Genomic DNA, 17,725 nt, shown 5'->3' on the forward strand with positions numbered 1-17,725 from the left:
CAATTTACCTCCTCAAACGCAACGCAAACCTAGAACGGCTTCGGCCTATGATTAACAAATTACTCTATGAATTTTGGTTTGCAGGAAGGCAGCAAGTGAGTGAATCCCCGGGAGCTTACAACAGTAAGTGACAGGGGTGAACGAACGCAACTGCCGCACCTGTAAGCCAAAAGACGACGAGTAAAATGCCAGGTTTTACTATGGATACGAAAAAACTATTCAAGCACATACCCTGGGTGATTCTCGGAATCATCGGTGCATTCTGCCTCGCGGTAGTTGCATTACGTCGGGGGGAGCACGTCAGCGCCCTGTGGATCGTGGTCGCCTCTGTGTCGGTGTATCTGGTGGCGTATCGCTACTACAGTCTGTACATCGCCCAGAAGGTGATGAAACTCGACCCCACGCGCGCGACGCCTGCGGTTATTAACAACGACGGTCTGAACTACGTTCCGACCAACCGTTACGTGTTGTTTGGTCACCACTTCGCCGCTATCGCCGGTGCTGGTCCGCTGGTCGGTCCGGTTCTCGCCGCACAGATGGGCTACCTGCCTGGCACGCTGTGGCTGCTGGCGGGGGTAGTGCTGGCCGGTGCGGTACAGGACTTTATGGTGCTGTTTATCTCCTCTCGCCGTAACGGCGCATCTCTCGGTGAGATGATCAAAGAAGAGATGGGGCCAGTACCGGGGACTATCGCGCTGTTTGGCTGTTTCTTAATCATGATCATCATCCTTGCCGTCCTGGCGCTGATTGTGGTTAAAGCCCTGGCCGAAAGTCCGTGGGGTGTCTTCACCGTTTGCTCAACCGTACCGATTGCGCTGTTTATGGGTATCTACATGCGCTTTATCCGTCCGGGGCGTGTGGGTGAAGTCTCTGTCATTGGTATCGTGCTGCTGGTTGCCTCTATCTACTTCGGTGGCGTGATTGCTCACGATCCGTACTGGGGTCCGGCACTGACCTTTAAAGACACCACCATTACCTTCGCGCTGATTGGCTATGCGTTTGTTTCCGCATTGCTGCCGGTGTGGCTGATCCTCGCACCGCGCGACTATCTGGCAACCTTCCTGAAAATCGGCGTTATCGTCGGCCTGGCGCTGGGTATCGTGGTGCTGAACCCGGAACTGAAAATGCCTGCGATGACCCAGTACATTGACGGTACTGGCCCGCTGTGGAAAGGTGCTCTGTTCCCGTTCTTGTTCATTACCATCGCCTGTGGTGCGGTATCTGGCTTCCACGCACTGATCTCTTCCGGTACGACGCCGAAACTGCTGGCTAATGAAACCGACGCGCGTTTCATTGGCTACGGCGCAATGCTGATGGAGTCCTTCGTGGCGATTATGGCGCTGGTTGCTGCGTCCATCATCGAACCGGGTCTTTACTTCGCGATGAACACCCCGCCTGCTGGCCTTGGCATCACCATGCCTAACCTGCATGAAATGGGTGGCGAGAACGCGCCGATCATCATGGCGCAGCTGAAAGACGTTACCGCACACGCGGCAGCGACCGTCAGCTCCTGGGGCTTCGTGATTTCGCCAGAGCAGATCCTGCAAACCGCGAAAGACATTGGTGAGCCTTCTGTCCTGAACCGTGCAGGTGGTGCGCCAACGCTGGCGGTAGGTATCGCTCACGTGTTCCACAAAGTGCTGCCGATGGCTGACATGGGCTTCTGGTATCACTTCGGTATTCTGTTCGAAGCCCTGTTCATCCTGACCGCGCTGGATGCGGGTACTCGTTCTGGCCGCTTTATGCTGCAAGACCTGCTGGGTAACTTCATCCCGTTCCTGAAAAAAACCGACTCTCTGGTTGCCGGTATCATCGGTACTGCGGGCTGTGTGGGTCTGTGGGGCTACCTGCTGTATCAGGGCGTGGTCGATCCGCTGGGCGGCGTTAAGAGCCTGTGGCCGCTGTTCGGTATTTCCAACCAGATGCTGGCAGCCGTAGCGCTGGTACTGGGCACCGTTGTGCTGATTAAGATGAAGCGCACCCAATACATCTGGGTAACTGTTGTTCCGGCTGTATGGCTGCTTATCTGCACCACCTGGGCGCTGGGCCTGAAACTGTTCAGCACCAACCCGCAGATGGAAGGCTTCTTCTACATGGCAAGCCAGTACAAAGAGAAGATTGCTAACGGTACTGACCTGACGGCGCAGCAGATTGCCAACATGAACCACATCGTTGTAAACAACTACACCAACGCAGGCCTGAGTATTCTGTTCCTGATTGTGGTGTACAGCATCATCTTCTACGGTTTCAAAACCTGGCTTGCGGTGCGTAACAGCGACAAACGTACTGACAAAGAAACTCCGTACGTTCCAATCCCGGAAGGCGGCGTGAAGATCTCTTCGCACCACTAACCGTGTTTAGCCCCGCTTCGGCGGGGCTTTGTTCTTATCAGAGTGAACTATGTTTGGTAACTTAGGACAGGCAAAAAAATATCTCGGCCAGGCGGCGAAGATGTTGATTGGCATTCCAGACTATGACAACTACGTCGAGCATATGAAGACCAACCATCCCGACAAGCCGTACATGAGCTATGAAGAATTCTTCCGCGAACGCCAGAACGCACGCTACGGCGGCGATGGTAAAGGCGGTATGCGCTGTTGTTAATGGAGAGAGCATGAACCCGATTGCAGTTACCCTACTCACCGGTTTTTTAGGCGCGGGCAAAACCACCCTGCTGCGCCATATTCTTAATGAACAACACGGCTACAAGATTGCCGTGATTGAAAACGAATTCGGCGAAGTCTCCGTTGATGATCAATTGATTGGTGATCGCGCAACGCAGATCAAAACGCTGACCAACGGCTGCATCTGCTGTTCGCGCTCCAACGAGCTGGAGGACGCGCTACTCGACCTGCTGGATAATCTCGACAAGGGCAATATTCAGTTCGATCGTCTGGTCATTGAATGCACCGGCATGGCCGATCCTGGCCCGATTATTCAAACCTTTTTCTCCCATGAGATTTTATGCCAGCGCTACCTGCTGGACGGCGTGATTGCGCTGGTGGATGCGGTACATGCCGATGAGCAGATGAACCAGTTCACCATCGCCCAGTCCCAGGTGGGCTACGCCGACCGTATTCTGCTGACTAAAACCGACGTCGCAGGCGAAGCAGAAAAACTGCGTGAACGTCTGGCACGCATCAACGCCCGTGCACCGGTCTACACCGTCACCCACGGCGACATCGACCTGGGTCTGCTGTTCAACACCAACGGTTTTATGCTGGAAGAAAACGTCGTCAGCACCAAACCGCGTTTCCATTTTATCGCGGACAAACAAAACGATATTTCGTCGATTGTGGTGGAACTGGATTACCCGGTAGATATCAGCGAAGTTTCCCGGGTGATGGAAAACCTGCTGCTGGAATCGGCGGATAAACTGCTGCGTTACAAAGGGATGCTGTGGATTGACGGCGAACCTAACCGCCTGCTGTTCCAGGGCGTCCAGCGCCTCTACAGCGCCGACTGGGACAGGCCATGGGGCGATGAAAAACCGCATAGCACGATGGTGTTTATCGGGATTCAGTTGCCGGAGGATGAGATTCGGGCGGCGTTTGCGGGACTCAAAAAGTAACCAGCCCTCCAACATCACAATACCTGAGACTTTATCACCCTCATATTCCTCCAGAATATGAGGGCTTTCGGGCTTAATTATCTCTGAACGTGCAACACTTCCTGCGACTCCTTATGCGCCTCCACATCCTGCTTCGTTAACCAGAGCGACTTACGGCCAAAATTTTCGTACATTTTCAGCTGATCTTCATAGTGCTTATCAACTGTTCCATCGGGAGCAATAAACCCACTCTGACCGGGTGCGACCACATCCCAGGCAAGCACAGGACGATCGCTTGTCGTTGGTGAGAAAACAATCATATCGTTTTCTGTTCCACGGTTTTGATACTCCGCCTGATGACGCGTTTCTTCCGCTGCGGCCTGCGGTACACCAAAGAAATTATTTGCCCGGAACGTTAAGGCCATTGCAGGTGTTTTCCAGTTACTCACATTATTGCCATAGCGTTTGGAAAGAGTCTCCCAGGTATCTTCCAGCGCAGCCAACACAACCTCCTGCTGTGGTTTCCCAGCAAACAGATCAACCGCCTGTGGGATTGGTGATTTGTCTCCCTGCACCGCCTCATACAAAATTTTTGCTCCAACACTTATATTCAGCGAACCAGTTGGGCCGTCCTGGGTTGTTTCGTAGCCACTGGCGCTGTACCACTTATCAAATGGCATAGGTACGGCAGCCACTACGGTACGCTTCAACATACTGGTCAGCCAAACGTTCAGGATGGCAGAGCCTGGCTGCTGCCAGGTTTTACCATCATCATTAAGCAAATTGATGCCATCCCAACGTGTTAATGTTTCTACCAACTGACGACGCGGATCGCTCTGTGTCAAACCAGATGTCGCTGCTTGCAGAGTAGGTAAAAAAAGCCTCAGGTTAAGATCCTGACGACTGGTTTGGCGAATAACATCCCATGCCTGATCAGCAGTTAAGCGTGGCTTTTGCTCAAGCAGTCGGTCGATCTCCGTAACGCGATCTGCACCACCCCACAAAAAGGCAAACAGATCTGAAGCGGGATAATCTTTTTGGGGAGAATTGTTCCAGTTAGCAATATATCCCGACTGGGGGTTATACACCTTAGGGTTCATTTCAAAAGGCAATAGCCCTTTCCAGTCCCATTTTCCCGTACCAGGAACGGGTAATCGCGGATCATGGCCTGATTGACGATCTGGATAAGCACCAGTATGAACATAACCAATATTGCCGTTTACATCAGCATAGTACCAGTTGATGGTCAGTGCTTGTTTCGCTGCCTGCTGTGTCCACTCCTGCCAATTTTTGGCCTTCATCTGATGAGTCCAGGCCAGCAAAGACGCCACCTCTTTACCATCCCATGCGCGGGATTTAGCGTAAGCCGTTTGTGTCGTCTGGTCAGTTTGGAGAATGTTGCCATGCACCGTACGCCAGACAGTAAAGGTCTCTGCCTGACCATTTTTCACCGTAATGGTTTCCTCACGGCTTAACATTTTCACCCACTTACCATTATGCAAGTAGTAGCCTGGTTTCTCTGCCGACAGCCGTTCAGCAAAAATATCGACATCATCGCCGAAACCTGCCGTTGATCCCCAGGAAATCACACCATTATGACCAAAAACCAGCCCAGGATAGGCAAATGGTGTATTGCCAGTGACATCATAACCAGCACCGTGCAGACCAATACCATAAGTATACGCAGGCGCATACCAGCCAAACTGCGGACCATTTACCATGATTGCTTTCGCATCCTGGGCTTTGCTTTTGCCGATCACCCACATATTGCTGGTCGTTGGATACCCCGCCAGACCATTGGCACCACCCTGTGCAAATTGTGCAGCAATAGTTTCCCGGTTCTTCCCTGCTGTTAACGCCAGCAGTGCGCCATCCGCCCCTTTTGCTGGTCGGTCAAGCATTGGTGCAGGTAAATCGTAGCGTGGCAACAGAGCTGCTGTTTGCGAGTTTTGCTGATTAAATTTAAGTGGGTAGTTACTCTCTTGTACGGCAATAGTGGTTGGCGCTGATGGGTTTACCAGCCATTTCAACTGATTAAATACCGCCATGCCTTGTGATACACCATATTTATCTTTTAAAGCCGTTAGCAGTGCCAGATTATCAATTTCGCTAGTGCTATCAGAGAAGCGGTTTGCCATGGTGCCCACAAATATCATCGCGACATCAAACGGTTCCCAGCGCTTAGGAGTAAAGCCAAATGTATTAAACTGTTTTGGTAAGAGCGTCTCTGGATTGGTATTTACCTTATCAATCCAGGCATTCATTCCATCAGCGTAGCCTTGCAGAATGGACATATCCTCTGGGGAAAGGGCAGCAATTTGCGCCCGGATAGCATCCGGCCAGTAGTTACGACGGATATCTTTATCAAATTTCACAAAATCTTTGCCAAGCACTTCCGCGACAGTCCCTTGAGTACTGCGACGTGCCATTTCCATCTGAAAAAGGCGATCTTGTGCTACTACATAGCCATAGCCATAAAATAGGTGCCATGTATCATTGGCATAAATATGCGGCATGCCGTATTCATCGCGAACAATCTTTATCTCACTTGACGACTGCTCAGCCAGTGCAGGTAAGCTCCAATAATACATCAGGGAAGCAGTAACACAGTTCACGATCATACGATTTCTATTTTTCATTGTATCCTCTGGCAGGTGTATAATTAGCGAATTGATACTAGCAACGAAGCTTCGGTTATCTATTTGCAGAGAATTGTTTCATTATGAACTGTGAGCGCGATAACTAATTTTTGATACAAAAATTTCATTAATGTGATCTAAAACGAATCGCTTTATTCACCGCTGATGATTTTGTTCTATTCCTTTTTGTGACAGATCCCCCGGACGCATAGATGATGACCCCCAGAGAGACAGCTCAGGTCATTATCTGTATGTAAATCAGAAAAATATGTTGTAAACGACTTTTATGGTTGGATTTTGTAGCAATTTTGAATGCAGACAGGCAGCATTTGCCAACACGCCGCCCATAGTTCACTCCACATCCTCCCTGCGTAACCCAATATCCCTCAACCGTTCATCACTCATCTGCTGTAACACTCGTCGGGTCTGCATTTGCCGCCGCCAACGCCTCACCGCATGCCAGAGTTGCACAAGTCTGATAAACGGCGTTTTGGCTTTGTTTTCGTGAAATTCCATCTGCTGCCTCCTCATCTTTCAGAGGCTTCATCATCCGCCTTCTGGCAGTTCACAATACAGATGCAAATATTAGTTTTATTTAACATACAGACAGGTTAAAACAGCATCTGCATCCGGTTTTTTAGCCTCATCTGTACCGGTTTTTCTTTCTGTATGGGCCAAATAAGGAATACAGCATGACGCGTTATCAACATCTGGCGACTCTACTTGCCGAGCGGATTGAGCAAGGGCTGTATCGTCACGGGGAGAAATTGCCGTCGGTGCGCAGCTTAAGTCAGGAGCACGGCGTCAGCATCAGCACCGTGCAACAGGCGTATCAGACGCTGGAAACGATGAGGCTCATCACTCCGCAGCCGCGTTCGGGTTATTTTGTCGCACAACGTAAAGCCCAGCCGCCTGTACCGCCGATGACGCGTCCGGTGCAGCGCCCGGTGGAAATTACCCAGTGGGATCAGGTGCTGGATATGCTGGAGGCGCATAGCGACAATTCCATTGTTCCGTTAAGCAAAAGCACGCCGGATGTCGAAACGCCCAGCCTGAAACCGCTGTGGCGTGAGCTAAGCCGGGTGGTGCAGCATAATCTGCAAACCGTTCTCGGTTATGACTTGTTAGCCGGTCAGCGAGTGTTGCGGGAGCAGATTGCCCGCCTGATGCTCGACAGCGGCTCGGTGGTCACCGCCGATGACATCATCATCACCAGCGGCTGCCATAACTCGATGTCGCTGGCGTTAATGGCGGTGTGTAAACCGGGCGATATTGTCGCGGTCGAATCTCCCTGTTATTACGGTTCGATGCAGATGCTGCGAGGCATGGGCGTGAAAGTGATTGAAATCCCAACCGATCCAGAAACTGGCATCAGCGTTGAAGCACTGGAACTGGCGCTGGAACAGTGGCCGATTAAAGGCATCATTCTGGTGCCAAACTGTAATAATCCGCTGGGATTTATTATGCCGGACGCACGCAAACGGGCCGTTCTCTCTCTCGCTCAGCGTCATGATATTGTGATTTTTGAAGATGATGTCTACGGCGAACTGGCAACGGAGTATCCGCGCCCGCGGACCATCCATTCATGGGATATCGACGGGCGAGTGTTGTTGTGCAGCTCGTTCAGTAAAAGTATTGCTCCAGGCCTGCGCGTGGGTTGGGTCGCACCGGGGCGTTATCACGATAAACTGATGCATATGAAATACGCCATCAGCAGCTTTAATGTGCCGTCCACGCAAATGGCGGCGGCAACGTTTGTGCTGGAAGGTCACTATCATCGCCATATCCGGCGGATGCGGCAGAGCTATCAGCGCAATTTGGCGCTTTATACCTGCTGGATACGGGAATATTTTCCCTGCGAAATCTGTATTACGCGCCCGAAAGGCGGATTTTTACTGTGGATAGAATTGCCTGAACAGGTCGATATGGTCTGCGTTGCGCGGCAGCTGTGCCGCATGAATATCCAGGTGGCAGCAGGCTCGATTTTCTCGGCTTCCGGCAAATACCGTAATTGTCTACGCATCAACTGCGCTTTGCCGCTCAGCGAAACCTATCGCGAAGCACTAAAGCAAATTGGCGAGGCCGTGTATCGGGCAATGGAATAAATTCGAATTAGTGGCGAAGCACCTGATTTCCTCTCACGAATCGCCTGTAACTCGTTGTATCTTTGCAGGGTCATCGCCACGTTCCAGCATGGCTTAGGCAAAGTGTGCTTCGTTCATACCGGATGCGGCGTGAACGCCTTATCCGGCCTACAAACCGCGCAAATTCAATAGATTGCAGAGGAAATGTAGGTCTGATAAGCGTAGCGCATCAGGCAGCTTTGCGTTTGTCATCCGTCTCTGATTAGTATTCGATCCATGGATCGCGCTTGATTTCAGGCAAGGGCTGCTCTAATGCCTGCATTTGCTCTGTCGAAAGTCCGGTAATCTTTTGTATCCATTCAGGATCGGCCCCATTCTGCAACAACAATCTAAGGAGGCGTTGTTCCCCTTCTTCTTTCCCCTTTTCCATCCCCAACAGCCATCCATCATTATAAATTCGCTCTGCAATCGTCATTATTCGCTCCCTGTGTTGTGGCATTCGACGGGTAAGTTCGCTGATAAACGCCTTAAAACGCGCTTCATCGCCAGTCAGTAAAATGTAATTTAACAGCGCAGTTATCTGGCTGTCATTAGCACACTCTGTAACCAGTAATACTACCAGTTGGTCAATAAGCCCCATCAGATCGCGCTGGCGAATATGCTTTTGGATCAACTCCAACAGGGCGACTCTGCGATGCTGCACAATCTCGTCGTCTGGCACGACAGTGACATCCACCAGCGGGAACGCTGCGCTATAAAGTTTCCGTGCGGTAGTCGGGGCGGCAAATTCGTCCAGCCAGCACAGGGACCAGGGGTAAGGACTACGGCTACCGTGATAAAACAGCATCGGGATAACCAGCGGTAGCGGCCGGCGTTTATCATGCTCGATATGGCGCTGCATCACCGCCATGGAATATCGCATCAGGCGAAACGCCATATGAATATCCTCGCGGCTCTGATGTTCAATCACTACGTAAATATAACCATCACCTTCACGGGTCTTTACCGACCACAGAATATCGGAGTGTAGCGCCCGCAATTTTTCATCGACAAAGCTGGCGGATTCCAGTTTTAAGCTGTCGAGATCGCACAGTTCACGTAAATCTTTAGGTAAGTGGATCTCCATAAAATCCCGCGCGGTGCCAGGGTGCGTGAGAAAGGACTTAAATAATGCGTCATGCGGCGTGCTGGTCGAGAAGTTTGTCATGGCGATCCGTCACCTGTAGATAAGATGGCCCGACTTTAGCGGCTAACAAAACCATTCTCACCCGGCAATTTCCCGTTCCCCGAGGCGCTTTCCAGGCTATTTTTATTCTTCTGCAAACGATACATTTTTTCGGAAACAGGCTCGCGTTTTACATTTCCTGTACCCGGCAGATATTCCCCTTTCCACCGCGCTCTTTTGATTAACCGCAAATTTTAATTACACTTAAGGTGTATATTTTCTATGCAACCCATCAATTAAAGAGGTGTAATGTGCTGATGACTATTTGTAATCGTTATACATTCTGACCTGGAGTCAGAAGGTATTTCTCTGTCTGTGTGTTCACAGGCAGTGTGGTTGATTACATGAAATTCAGTACATTTGTCCTTCTCGCCTGCCTTTCGTCATTACCGACGGTATTGAATTTCGTTTTCCCCGTTGGGGTTCTCCGGACAAGGAGTTGTTTGTTATGCCACGTTTTTTTGCCCGCCATGCCGCCACGCTGTTTTTCCCGATGGCGTTGATTTTGTATGACTTTGCCGCGTACCTGTCGACGGATCTGATCCAGCCGGGGATCATTAATGTGGTCCGTGATTTTAATGCCGATGTCAGTCTGGCCCCGGCAGCCGTCAGTCTCTATCTCGCGGGCGGTATGGCGTTACAGTGGCTGCTGGGGCCGCTTTCCGACAGGATTGGCCGCAGGCCGGTGCTGATTACCGGGGCGCTAATATTTACCCTTGCCTGCGCTGCGACAATGTTCACAACGTCTATGACACAGTTTCTTATCGCGCGTGCAATTCAGGGCACCAGTATCTGTTTTATTGCCACCGTTGGTTATGTCACGGTGCAGGAGGCGTTCGGCCAGACAAAAGGGATCAAGTTGATGGCGATTATCACCTCCATCGTACTGATTGCGCCGATTATTGGCCCGCTTTCCGGCGCAGCTCTGATGCACTTTGTGCACTGGAAAGTCCTTTTTGCCATCATTGCAGTTATGGGTTTTATCTCATTTGTTGGCTTACTGCTGGCGATGCCAGAGACGGTGAAGCGCGGCGCGGTTCCATTTAGCGCCAAAAGCGTCTTTCGCGATTTTCGTAATGTCTTTTGCAATCGGCTGTTCCTCTTTGGCGCAGCAACCATCTCTTTAAGCTATATCCCAATGATGAGTTGGGTGGCTGTCTCGCCGGTGATCCTGATCGACGCGGGCGGCTTAACAACTTCGCAGTTCGCCTGGACACAGGTTCCGGTGTTCGGCGCGGTGATTGTCGCGAATGCCATCGTGGCGCGTTTCGTTAAAGATCCGACCGAACCGCGCTTTATCTGGCGTGCTGTACCCATTCAACTGGTCGGCCTCGCGCTGTTGATTATCGGCAATCTGCTGTCACCGCACGTCTGGCTGTGGTCGGTGCTGGGCACCAGTTTGTATGCTTTCGGGATTGGTTTGATCTTCCCGACCTTATTCCGCTTTACGCTTTTTTCCAATAACTTACCGAAAGGGACCGTCTCCGCATCGCTGAATATGGTGATCCTGATGGTGATGTCGGTCTCGGTCGAAATCGGCCGCTGGCTGTGGTTTAACGGCGGTCGCTTGCCGTTTCATCTGTTAGCCGTCGTGGCGGGCGTTATCGTCGTTTTCACCCTGGCAGGATTGCTTAATCGCGTGCGCCAACATCAGGCTGCCGAGCTGGCGGAGGAGTGGTGATTTTTGCGCGATCCTGCCGTCAGGCTCTATTCTTAACGTTATGAATAAACTCATTGAACTCAGACGCGCCAAAATGTTGGCGCTCTCTTTACTGCTTATCGCCGCTGCTACCTTTGTCGTTACGCTGTTTTTGCCGCCCAATTTTTGGGTGAGCGGCGTGAAGGCGATTGCTGAAGCGGCGATGGTCGGCGCGCTGGCGGACTGGTTTGCGGTGGTGGCGCTGTTTCGCCGCGTGCCGATTCCGATCATTTCTCGTCATACGGCGATTATCCCGCGTAATAAAGACCGGATTGGCGAAAATCTCGGCCAGTTCGTGCAGGAAAAATTTCTCGATACCCAGTCGCTGGTGGCATTGATTCGACGCCACGAACCGGTGTTGTTGATTGGCAACTGGTTTAGTCAGCCAGAAAATGCCCGCCGCGTTGGTCAGCATCTGTTGCAGATCATGAGCGGTTTTCTTGAACTGACCGATGATGCGCGTATTCAGCGCCTGCTTAAGCGCGCGGTCCATCGGGCGATTGATAAGGTCGATCTTTCCGGCACCAGTGCGTTGATGCTGGAGAGTATGACCAAAAACGATCGTCATCAGGTGCTACTGGATACGCTGATCGCACAGTTGATCGCCCTTCTCCAGCGCGATAAATCGCGCAAGTTTATTGCCCAGCAGATTGTTCGCTGGCTGGAGAGTGAGCATCCACTGAAAGCCAAAATTCTCCCCACCGAATGGTTGGGCGAACATAGCGCGGAGTTGGTTTCTGACGCGGTGAATTCTTTGCTTGATGATATCAGCCGTGATCGTGCGCATCAGATCCGTCATGCGTTTGATCGCGCCACTTTTGCCCTGATCGACAAGTTGAAAAACGATCCGGAAATGGCAGCGCGAGCCGATGCCGTAAAAAGTTATCTGAAAGAAGATGAAGCTTTTAACCGCTATCTCAGTGAATTGTGGGGGGATTTACGGGAGTGGCTGAAAGCGGATATCAACAGTGAAGATTCTCGTGTGAAAGAACGTATCGCGCGGGCGGGTCAATGGTTTGGCGAAACGTTAATTGCCGATGATGCCTTGCGGGCGTCGTTAAATGGTCACCTGGAACAAGCCGCGCACCGCGTCGCGCCTGAGTTTTCCGCATTCCTGACGCGCCACATCAGCGATACAGTAAAAAGCTGGGATGCGCGGGATATGTCGCGGCAAATCGAGTTAAATATCGGCAAAGATCTGCAGTTTATCCGTGTCAACGGTACGCTGGTTGGCGGTTGTATTGGGCTAATTTTATATTTGTTGTCGCAGCTCCCGGCCTTGTTCCCCCTCAGCAATTTTTAGAAATCCATGAAAAACTAAGTGGCTAACCGCGAGAGAGATCAAATAAACCACACTAAAAGAATGGTAATAATGTGGCCTCTTTTCATTATCTCCCGTGGTACGGGGAAGGAAAATCATGTCACTTATCACCGATCTACCCGCCATTTTCGATCAGTTCTCTGAAGCTCGCCAGAAAGGCTTTCTCACCGTCATGGATCTCAAGGAGCGCGGCATTCCGCTGGTTGGCACTTACTGCACCTTTATGCCGCAAGAGATCCCGATGGCAGCCGGTGCGGTTGTGGTTTCGCTCTGTTCTACCTCTGATGAAACCATTGAAGAAGCGGAGAAAGATCTGCCGCGCAACCTCTGCCCGCTGATTAAAAGCAGCTACGGCTTTGGCAAAACCGATAAATGCCCCTACTTCTACTTTTCGGATCTGGTGGTCGGTGAAACCACCTGCGACGGCAAAAAGAAAATGTATGAATACATGGCGGAGTTTAAGCCCGTTCATGTGATGCAGTTGCCGAACAGCGTTAAGGACGATGCCTCGCGTGCGTTATGGAAAGCCGAGATGCTGCGCTTGCAAAAAACGGTAGAAGAACGTTTTGGGCACGAGATTAGCGAAGATGCTCTGCGCGATGCCATTGCGCTGAAAAACCGCGAACGTCGCGCACTGGCTAATTTTTATCATCTTGGGCAGTTAAATCCTCCGGCGCTTAGCGGCAGCGACATTCTGAAAGTGGTCTACGGCGCAACCTTCCGGTTCGATAAAGAGGCGTTGATCAATGAACTGGACGCGATGACAGCCCGCGTTCGTCAGCAGTGGGAAGAAGGCCAGCGGCTGGCCCTGCGTCCACGCATTTTAATCACCGGCTGCCCGATTGGCGGCGCAGCAGAAAAAGTGGTGCGCGCGATTGAAGAGAATGGCGGCTGGGTTGTCGGTTATGAAAACTGCACCGGGGCGAAAGCGACCGAGCAATGCGTGGCAGAAACGGGCGATGTCTACGACGCACTGGCGGATAAATATCTGGCGATTGGCTGCTCCTGTGTTTCGCCGAACGATCAGCGCCTGCAAATGCTCAGCCAGATGGTGGAAGAATATCAGGTCGATGGCGTAGTTGATGTGATTTTGCAGGCGTGCCATACCTACGCGGTGGAATCGCTGGCGATTAAACGTCATGTGCGTCAGCAGCACAACATTCCTTATATCGCTATTGAAACAGACTACTCCACCTCAGATGTCGGGCAGCTCAGTACCCGTGTCGCGGCCTTTATTGAGATGCTGTAAGGAGTGGCAGTGACATATTCGATTGGCATTGATTCTGGTTCTACCGCCACCAAAGGGATCTTACTGGCAGACGGCGTGATTACGCGCCGTTTCCTCGTTCCAACACCCTTTCGTCCGGCAACAGCAATTACTGAAGCCTGGGAAACTCTGCGCGAAGGGTTAGAGACAACGCCGTTTCTGACGCTCACCGGCTATGGACGGCAACTGGTGGATTTTGCCGATAAACAAGTGACGGAAATCTCCTGTCATGGGCTGGGCGCACGGTTTCTTGCGCCAGCAACGCGCGCGGTAATCGACATCGGTGGTCAGGACAGCAAAGTGATTCAGCTTGATGATGACGGTAACCTGTGCGATTTCCTGATGAATGACAAATGCGCGGCGGGCACCGGGCGTTTCCTGGAGGTGATCTCGCGCACGCTTGGCACCAGCGTCGAGCAACTCGACAGCATTACCGAAAATGTCACGCCGCACGCCATCACGAGTATGTGCACAGTGTTTGCCGAATCAGAAGTGATCAGCCTGCGCTCAGCGGGCGTCGCGCCAGAAGCGATTCTCGCCGGAGTGATTAACGCGATGGCGCGGAGGAGTGCCAATTTCATTGCTCGTCTCTCCTGTGAAGCGCCGATTCTGTTTACTGGTGGCGTTAGTCATTGCCAGACGTTTGCCCGGATGCTGGAATCTCATCTGGGAATGCCGGTAAATACCCATCCTGATGCGCAATTTGCTGGCGCAATTGGCGCGGCGGTAATTGGTCAACGAGTGAGGACACGCCGATGAAAGAGTTTTTATTTTTATTTCACTCCACGGTCGGCGTCATACAAACCCGCAAGGCGTTGCAGGCAGCGGGCATGACTTTTCGCGTCAGCGATATTCCCCGTGATTTACGCGGCGGCTGCGGGTTATGCATTTGGCTGACCTGTCCCCCCGGCGAGGAAATACAATGGGTGATCCCTGGGCTGACTGAGTCAATTTATTGTCAGCAGGATGGTGTCTGGCGCTGCATTGCACATTACCGGGTTTCTCCGCGTTAAGGATTCATTAAGGTCGCTACGTATACTTCTCGATATCTTATTGATTTGCCTTAAAGGGATTACCGTGACAAAAAGTATTTCGTTAAGTAAACGCATCTCCGTTATTGTGATTCTTTTTGCCATTGTGGCAGTGTGTACTTTCTTCGTGCAATCTTGCGCCCGTAAAAGCAATCATGCAGCATCATTTCAGAATTACCACGCCACCATTGACGGCAAAGAAATTGCAGGCATAACGAATAATATCTCTTCGCTGACCTGGTCGGCACAAAGCAATACTCTTTTTAGCACTATCAACAAACCTGCCGCCATTGTTGAAATGACCACCAATGGTGATTTTATCCGCACAATTCCTCTGGATTTTGTTAAGGATCTCGAGACGATCGAATACATTGGCGATAATCAGTTTGTCATTAGCGATGAGCGCGATTACGCCATTTATGTGATTTCACTGACCCCAAACTCGGAAGTAAAAATCCTCAAAAAAATAAAAATCCCGCTGCAAGACTCCCCAACCAATTGCGGTTTTGAAGGGTTGGCTTATTCTCGCCAGGATCACACTTTCTGGTTTTTTAAAGAGAAAAATCCGATTGAGGTCTACAAAGTTAACGGGCTGTTAAGTAGCAATGAATTACACATCAGCAAAGACGAGGCACTACAACGGCAATTTACTTTAGATGATGTGTCCGGCGCAGAATTTAACCAGCAAAAAAATACGCTTCTGGTGCTGTCTCATGAATCTCGCGCACTCCAGGAAGTAACCCTGGTTGGCGAGGTTATCGGTGAAATATCACTAACCAAAGGTAGTCGAGGTTTGTCGCATAACATCAAACAGGCCGAAGGGATTGCGATGGATGCCTCTGGTAATATTTATATCGTTAGCGAACCAAATCGTTTTTATCGCTTTACCCCTAAATCATCGCATTAACAGGCTGGCATATTTCACCTTTTTGTTATTAACTTGTTAACAACAAAAATGACATACAAGGTTAAACATGCCTTCGTCCTCGCATCCCGTAGAACGCTTTTCTTTCAGCACCGCGCTTTTCGGGATGCTGGTTCTGACCCTAGGTATGGGATTAGGTCGCTTCCTTTATACGCCTATGTTGCCCGTCATGATGGCGGAAGGGGCGTTTTCATTTAGCCAGCTCTCGTGGATTGCCAGCGGCAACTATGCGGGGTATCTGGCTGGCAGTCTGCTATTTTCGTTTGGCGCATTTCACCAGCCGTCGCGCCTACGCCCATTTCTGTTGGTTTCTGCCCTGGCGAGCGGGTTGTTGATCCTCGCAATGGCATGGTTGCCGCCATTTATTCTGGTGTTATTGATTCGCTTCCTGGCGGGTGTCGCCAGCGCCGGTATGCTGATTTTTGGTTCGACGCTGATTATGCAGCACACGCGCCATCCTTTTGTGCTGGCAGCTTTGTTTTCTGGCGTTGGCATTGGCATTGCACTGGGCAACGAATATGTTCTGGCAGGCCTGCATTTTGCCTTATCCTCGCAAACGTTATGGCAAGGCGCCGGGGCGCTTTCTGGCATGATGCTGATTGCACTTACGCTTTTAATGCCCTCGAAAAAACACGCCATCGCACCAATGCCATTGGCAAAAACGGAGCAACAGATAATGAGCTGGTGGTTACTGGCTATTCTGTACGGCCTTGCGGGATTTGGTTATATCATCGTCGCGACTTACCTGCCGCTCATGGCGAAAGATGCAGGCTCACCATTGTTAACCGCCCATCTCTGGACGTTAGTCGGCTTATCAATTGTGCCAGGCTGCTTTGGCTGGCTATGGGCAGCAAAACGTTGGGGGGCTTTGCCTTGCCTGACGGCGAATTTGCTGGTGCAGGCTATCAGTGTGCTGCTTACTCTCGCCAGCGACTCTCCTCTCTTGCTTATCATTAGTAGTATCGGTTTTGGCGGTACCTTTATGGGCACGACATCTCTGGTGATGACTATCGCCCGCCAACTGAGCGTTCCGGGAAATCTCAATCTTTTAGGCTTTGTGACGCTCATTTACGGCATTGGACAAATCCTCGGCCCGGCGCTGACCAGTATGCTCGGCAATGGAACATCGGCGCTTGCCGGCGCCACTCTCTGCGGCGCGGCGGCGTTGTTTATTGCTGCGCTTATCAGCACAGTACAATTATTTAAGCTGCAAGTGGTCACTTCATGAGGAGTGTTTCCCTTACCACTCAAGAAACTCAACAGCAACCGTTGATGTCAGCCAGACCCCGTTTTCCGCTTGCCAGAAAGGGATGCCTCGTTTCGCCATTTCCTGTGCTTTGACGGTTAAGATAACCGGCGATCCGTGTCTTGCTCCCACTTTGCGTGCCGTTGCTTCATCAGCAGAGAGATGTACGTAATGACGCTCCCCTGCAATCAGCCCCTGTTTTTTTATCTCGTCAAGGAAACGGCTTGCCGTACCGTGGTAGAGAAACTGTGGCGGTGTTTTTTCGGCAAAGGAAATGGCGACCTGCGAAGTCGAATGCCCCTGAACCGCGCGGATGCACCTACCATCACTGGAATAACTAAAACGTTTTTTATCACTGGTAGCGACCACGGTATCCAGCAATGCACGGGTTAACCGCTTGCCCGCTTTTTGGGCACAAAGTATGAGCTTATCGATATCCGCCCATCCTTCACGGTCCAGTACGATACCTATCGCCTCCGGTTTGTGTCGGAGGACAAAACTTAAAAACTTGCTCGTATCCGCCAGCTCTTTTTCGTTGTACTTTGCCATCTCGTTTTCGTCCCTGGATTTTCTGTTTTTATTTACTGATGTCATTGTCACTGGGTTTATGAATTTTCTGCAACTCAATCCTGCGCAGAGCCTTTTCCACACAGCATAATTTTTCCGCTATGCAAAAAACGCATAGCCAGAAACATACTTGCATTTTCCCCATACCCACATGGCTGATAAGGTTTTTCA

At 51.1% G+C, this 17,725-nt stretch carries 15 protein-coding genes; 11 read left to right on the plus strand and 4 right to left on the minus strand.

Annotation, left to right across the window (positions count from 1 at the left end; genetic code table 11):
- The first annotated feature begins 200 nt into the window (after positions 1-200).
- From btsT to yjiA, 3 genes are read left to right on the plus strand one after another with little or no spacing between them, the layout of a single operon-like run.
- Positions 201-2,351, plus strand: coding sequence for a pyruvate/proton symporter BtsT (gene btsT, locus ACJHXA_RS18295; protein ID WP_001298933.1), 2,151 nt, complete (start codon positions 201-203; stop codon positions 2,349-2,351).
- A 49-nt stretch (positions 2,352-2,400) separates the two neighbouring features.
- A complete protein-coding gene (locus ACJHXA_RS18300) occupies positions 2,401-2,604 on the plus strand; it encodes a YbdD/YjiX family protein (protein WP_000467859.1) in 204 nt (67 codons plus the stop codon).
- A gap of 10 nt (positions 2,605-2,614) precedes the next feature.
- Positions 2,615-3,571 carry a GTPase gene (gene yjiA, locus ACJHXA_RS18305; RefSeq protein ID WP_001324160.1) on the plus strand — a complete coding sequence of 319 codons (957 nt, stop codon included), beginning with the start codon at positions 2,615-2,617 and terminating at the stop codon, positions 3,569-3,571.
- A gap of 77 nt (positions 3,572-3,648) precedes the next feature.
- Here yjiA and ACJHXA_RS18310 read toward each other — a convergent pair whose 3' ends face one another.
- Both ACJHXA_RS18310 and ACJHXA_RS18315 read right to left on the minus strand, forming a co-directional pair.
- On the minus strand, positions 3,649-6,189 hold the full coding sequence (locus ACJHXA_RS18310) for a penicillin G acylase (RefSeq protein ID WP_000797400.1): 2,541 nt from the start codon (positions 6,187-6,189) through the stop codon (positions 3,649-3,651).
- Between the two features lie 351 nt (positions 6,190-6,540).
- On the minus strand, positions 6,541-6,705 hold the full coding sequence (locus tag ACJHXA_RS18315; protein WP_000394270.1) for a DUF1127 domain-containing protein: 165 nt from the start codon (positions 6,703-6,705) through the stop codon (positions 6,541-6,543).
- A 176-nt stretch (positions 6,706-6,881) separates the two neighbouring features.
- On the opposite strand from ACJHXA_RS18315, the gene ACJHXA_RS18320 reads away from it, so the two are divergent.
- Positions 6,882-8,294, plus strand: a complete 1,413-nt coding sequence (locus ACJHXA_RS18320; protein ID WP_000199339.1) for a PLP-dependent aminotransferase family protein — start codon at positions 6,882-6,884, stop codon at positions 8,292-8,294.
- Between the two features lie 241 nt (positions 8,295-8,535).
- Here ACJHXA_RS18320 and ACJHXA_RS18325 read toward each other — a convergent pair whose 3' ends face one another.
- Positions 8,536-9,480, minus strand: a complete 945-nt coding sequence (locus tag ACJHXA_RS18325) for an Rpn family recombination-promoting nuclease/putative transposase (protein ID WP_000181113.1) — start codon at positions 9,478-9,480, stop codon at positions 8,536-8,538.
- 466 nt (positions 9,481-9,946) lie between these two features.
- On the opposite strand from ACJHXA_RS18325, the gene mdtM reads away from it, so the two are divergent.
- The 7 genes from mdtM to ACJHXA_RS18360 all read left to right on the plus strand — a co-directional run bounded on the left by mdtM (position 9,947) and on the right by ACJHXA_RS18360 (position 16,969).
- Positions 9,947-11,179, plus strand: coding sequence for a multidrug efflux MFS transporter MdtM (mdtM, locus tag ACJHXA_RS18330; protein ID WP_001137003.1), 1,233 nt, complete (start codon positions 9,947-9,949; stop codon positions 11,177-11,179).
- Between the two features lie 40 nt (positions 11,180-11,219).
- Complete coding sequence (locus ACJHXA_RS18335; RefSeq protein ID WP_001037404.1) at positions 11,220-12,500, plus strand: DUF445 domain-containing protein; 1,281 nt, start codon at positions 11,220-11,222, stop codon at positions 12,498-12,500.
- Between the two features lie 115 nt (positions 12,501-12,615).
- Positions 12,616-13,767: a double-cubane-cluster-containing anaerobic reductase gene (locus ACJHXA_RS18340; RefSeq protein ID WP_001298930.1), complete on the plus strand. Its 1,152-nt coding sequence runs from the start codon at positions 12,616-12,618 to the stop codon at positions 13,765-13,767.
- A 9-nt stretch (positions 13,768-13,776) separates the two neighbouring features.
- Positions 13,777-14,544, plus strand: coding sequence for a putative 2-hydroxyacyl-CoA dehydratase activator YjiL (gene yjiL / locus ACJHXA_RS18345; protein ID WP_000222495.1), 768 nt, complete (start codon positions 13,777-13,779; stop codon positions 14,542-14,544).
- On the plus strand, positions 14,541-14,798 hold the full coding sequence (locus tag ACJHXA_RS18350) for a DUF3343 domain-containing protein (RefSeq protein ID WP_000657676.1): 258 nt from the start codon (positions 14,541-14,543) through the stop codon (positions 14,796-14,798). The genes yjiL and ACJHXA_RS18350 overlap by 4 nt, the downstream gene beginning before the upstream one ends.
- A gap of 64 nt (positions 14,799-14,862) precedes the next feature.
- Positions 14,863-15,723: an SdiA-regulated domain-containing protein gene (locus ACJHXA_RS18355; protein ID WP_001298932.1), complete on the plus strand. Its 861-nt coding sequence runs from the start codon at positions 14,863-14,865 to the stop codon at positions 15,721-15,723.
- A gap of 67 nt (positions 15,724-15,790) precedes the next feature.
- Positions 15,791-16,969 (plus strand): MFS transporter, encoded by a 1,179-nt coding sequence (locus ACJHXA_RS18360; RefSeq protein WP_001141202.1) that lies wholly within the window; start codon positions 15,791-15,793, stop codon positions 16,967-16,969.
- A 12-nt stretch (positions 16,970-16,981) separates the two neighbouring features.
- Here the strand turns inward: ACJHXA_RS18360 and kptA are convergent, their stop codons facing one another.
- The gene (kptA, locus tag ACJHXA_RS18365; RefSeq protein ID WP_001151854.1) at positions 16,982-17,536 is read right to left on the minus strand and encodes an RNA 2'-phosphotransferase; all 555 of its coding nucleotides are present in this window, start codon (positions 17,534-17,536) and stop codon (positions 16,982-16,984) included.
- Positions 17,537-17,725: the final 189 nt, after the last annotated feature.

Source organism: Escherichia sp. WS33, from assembly GCF_046486385.1.
Taxonomy (GTDB): Bacteria; Pseudomonadota; Gammaproteobacteria; order Enterobacterales; family Enterobacteriaceae; genus ECMA0423.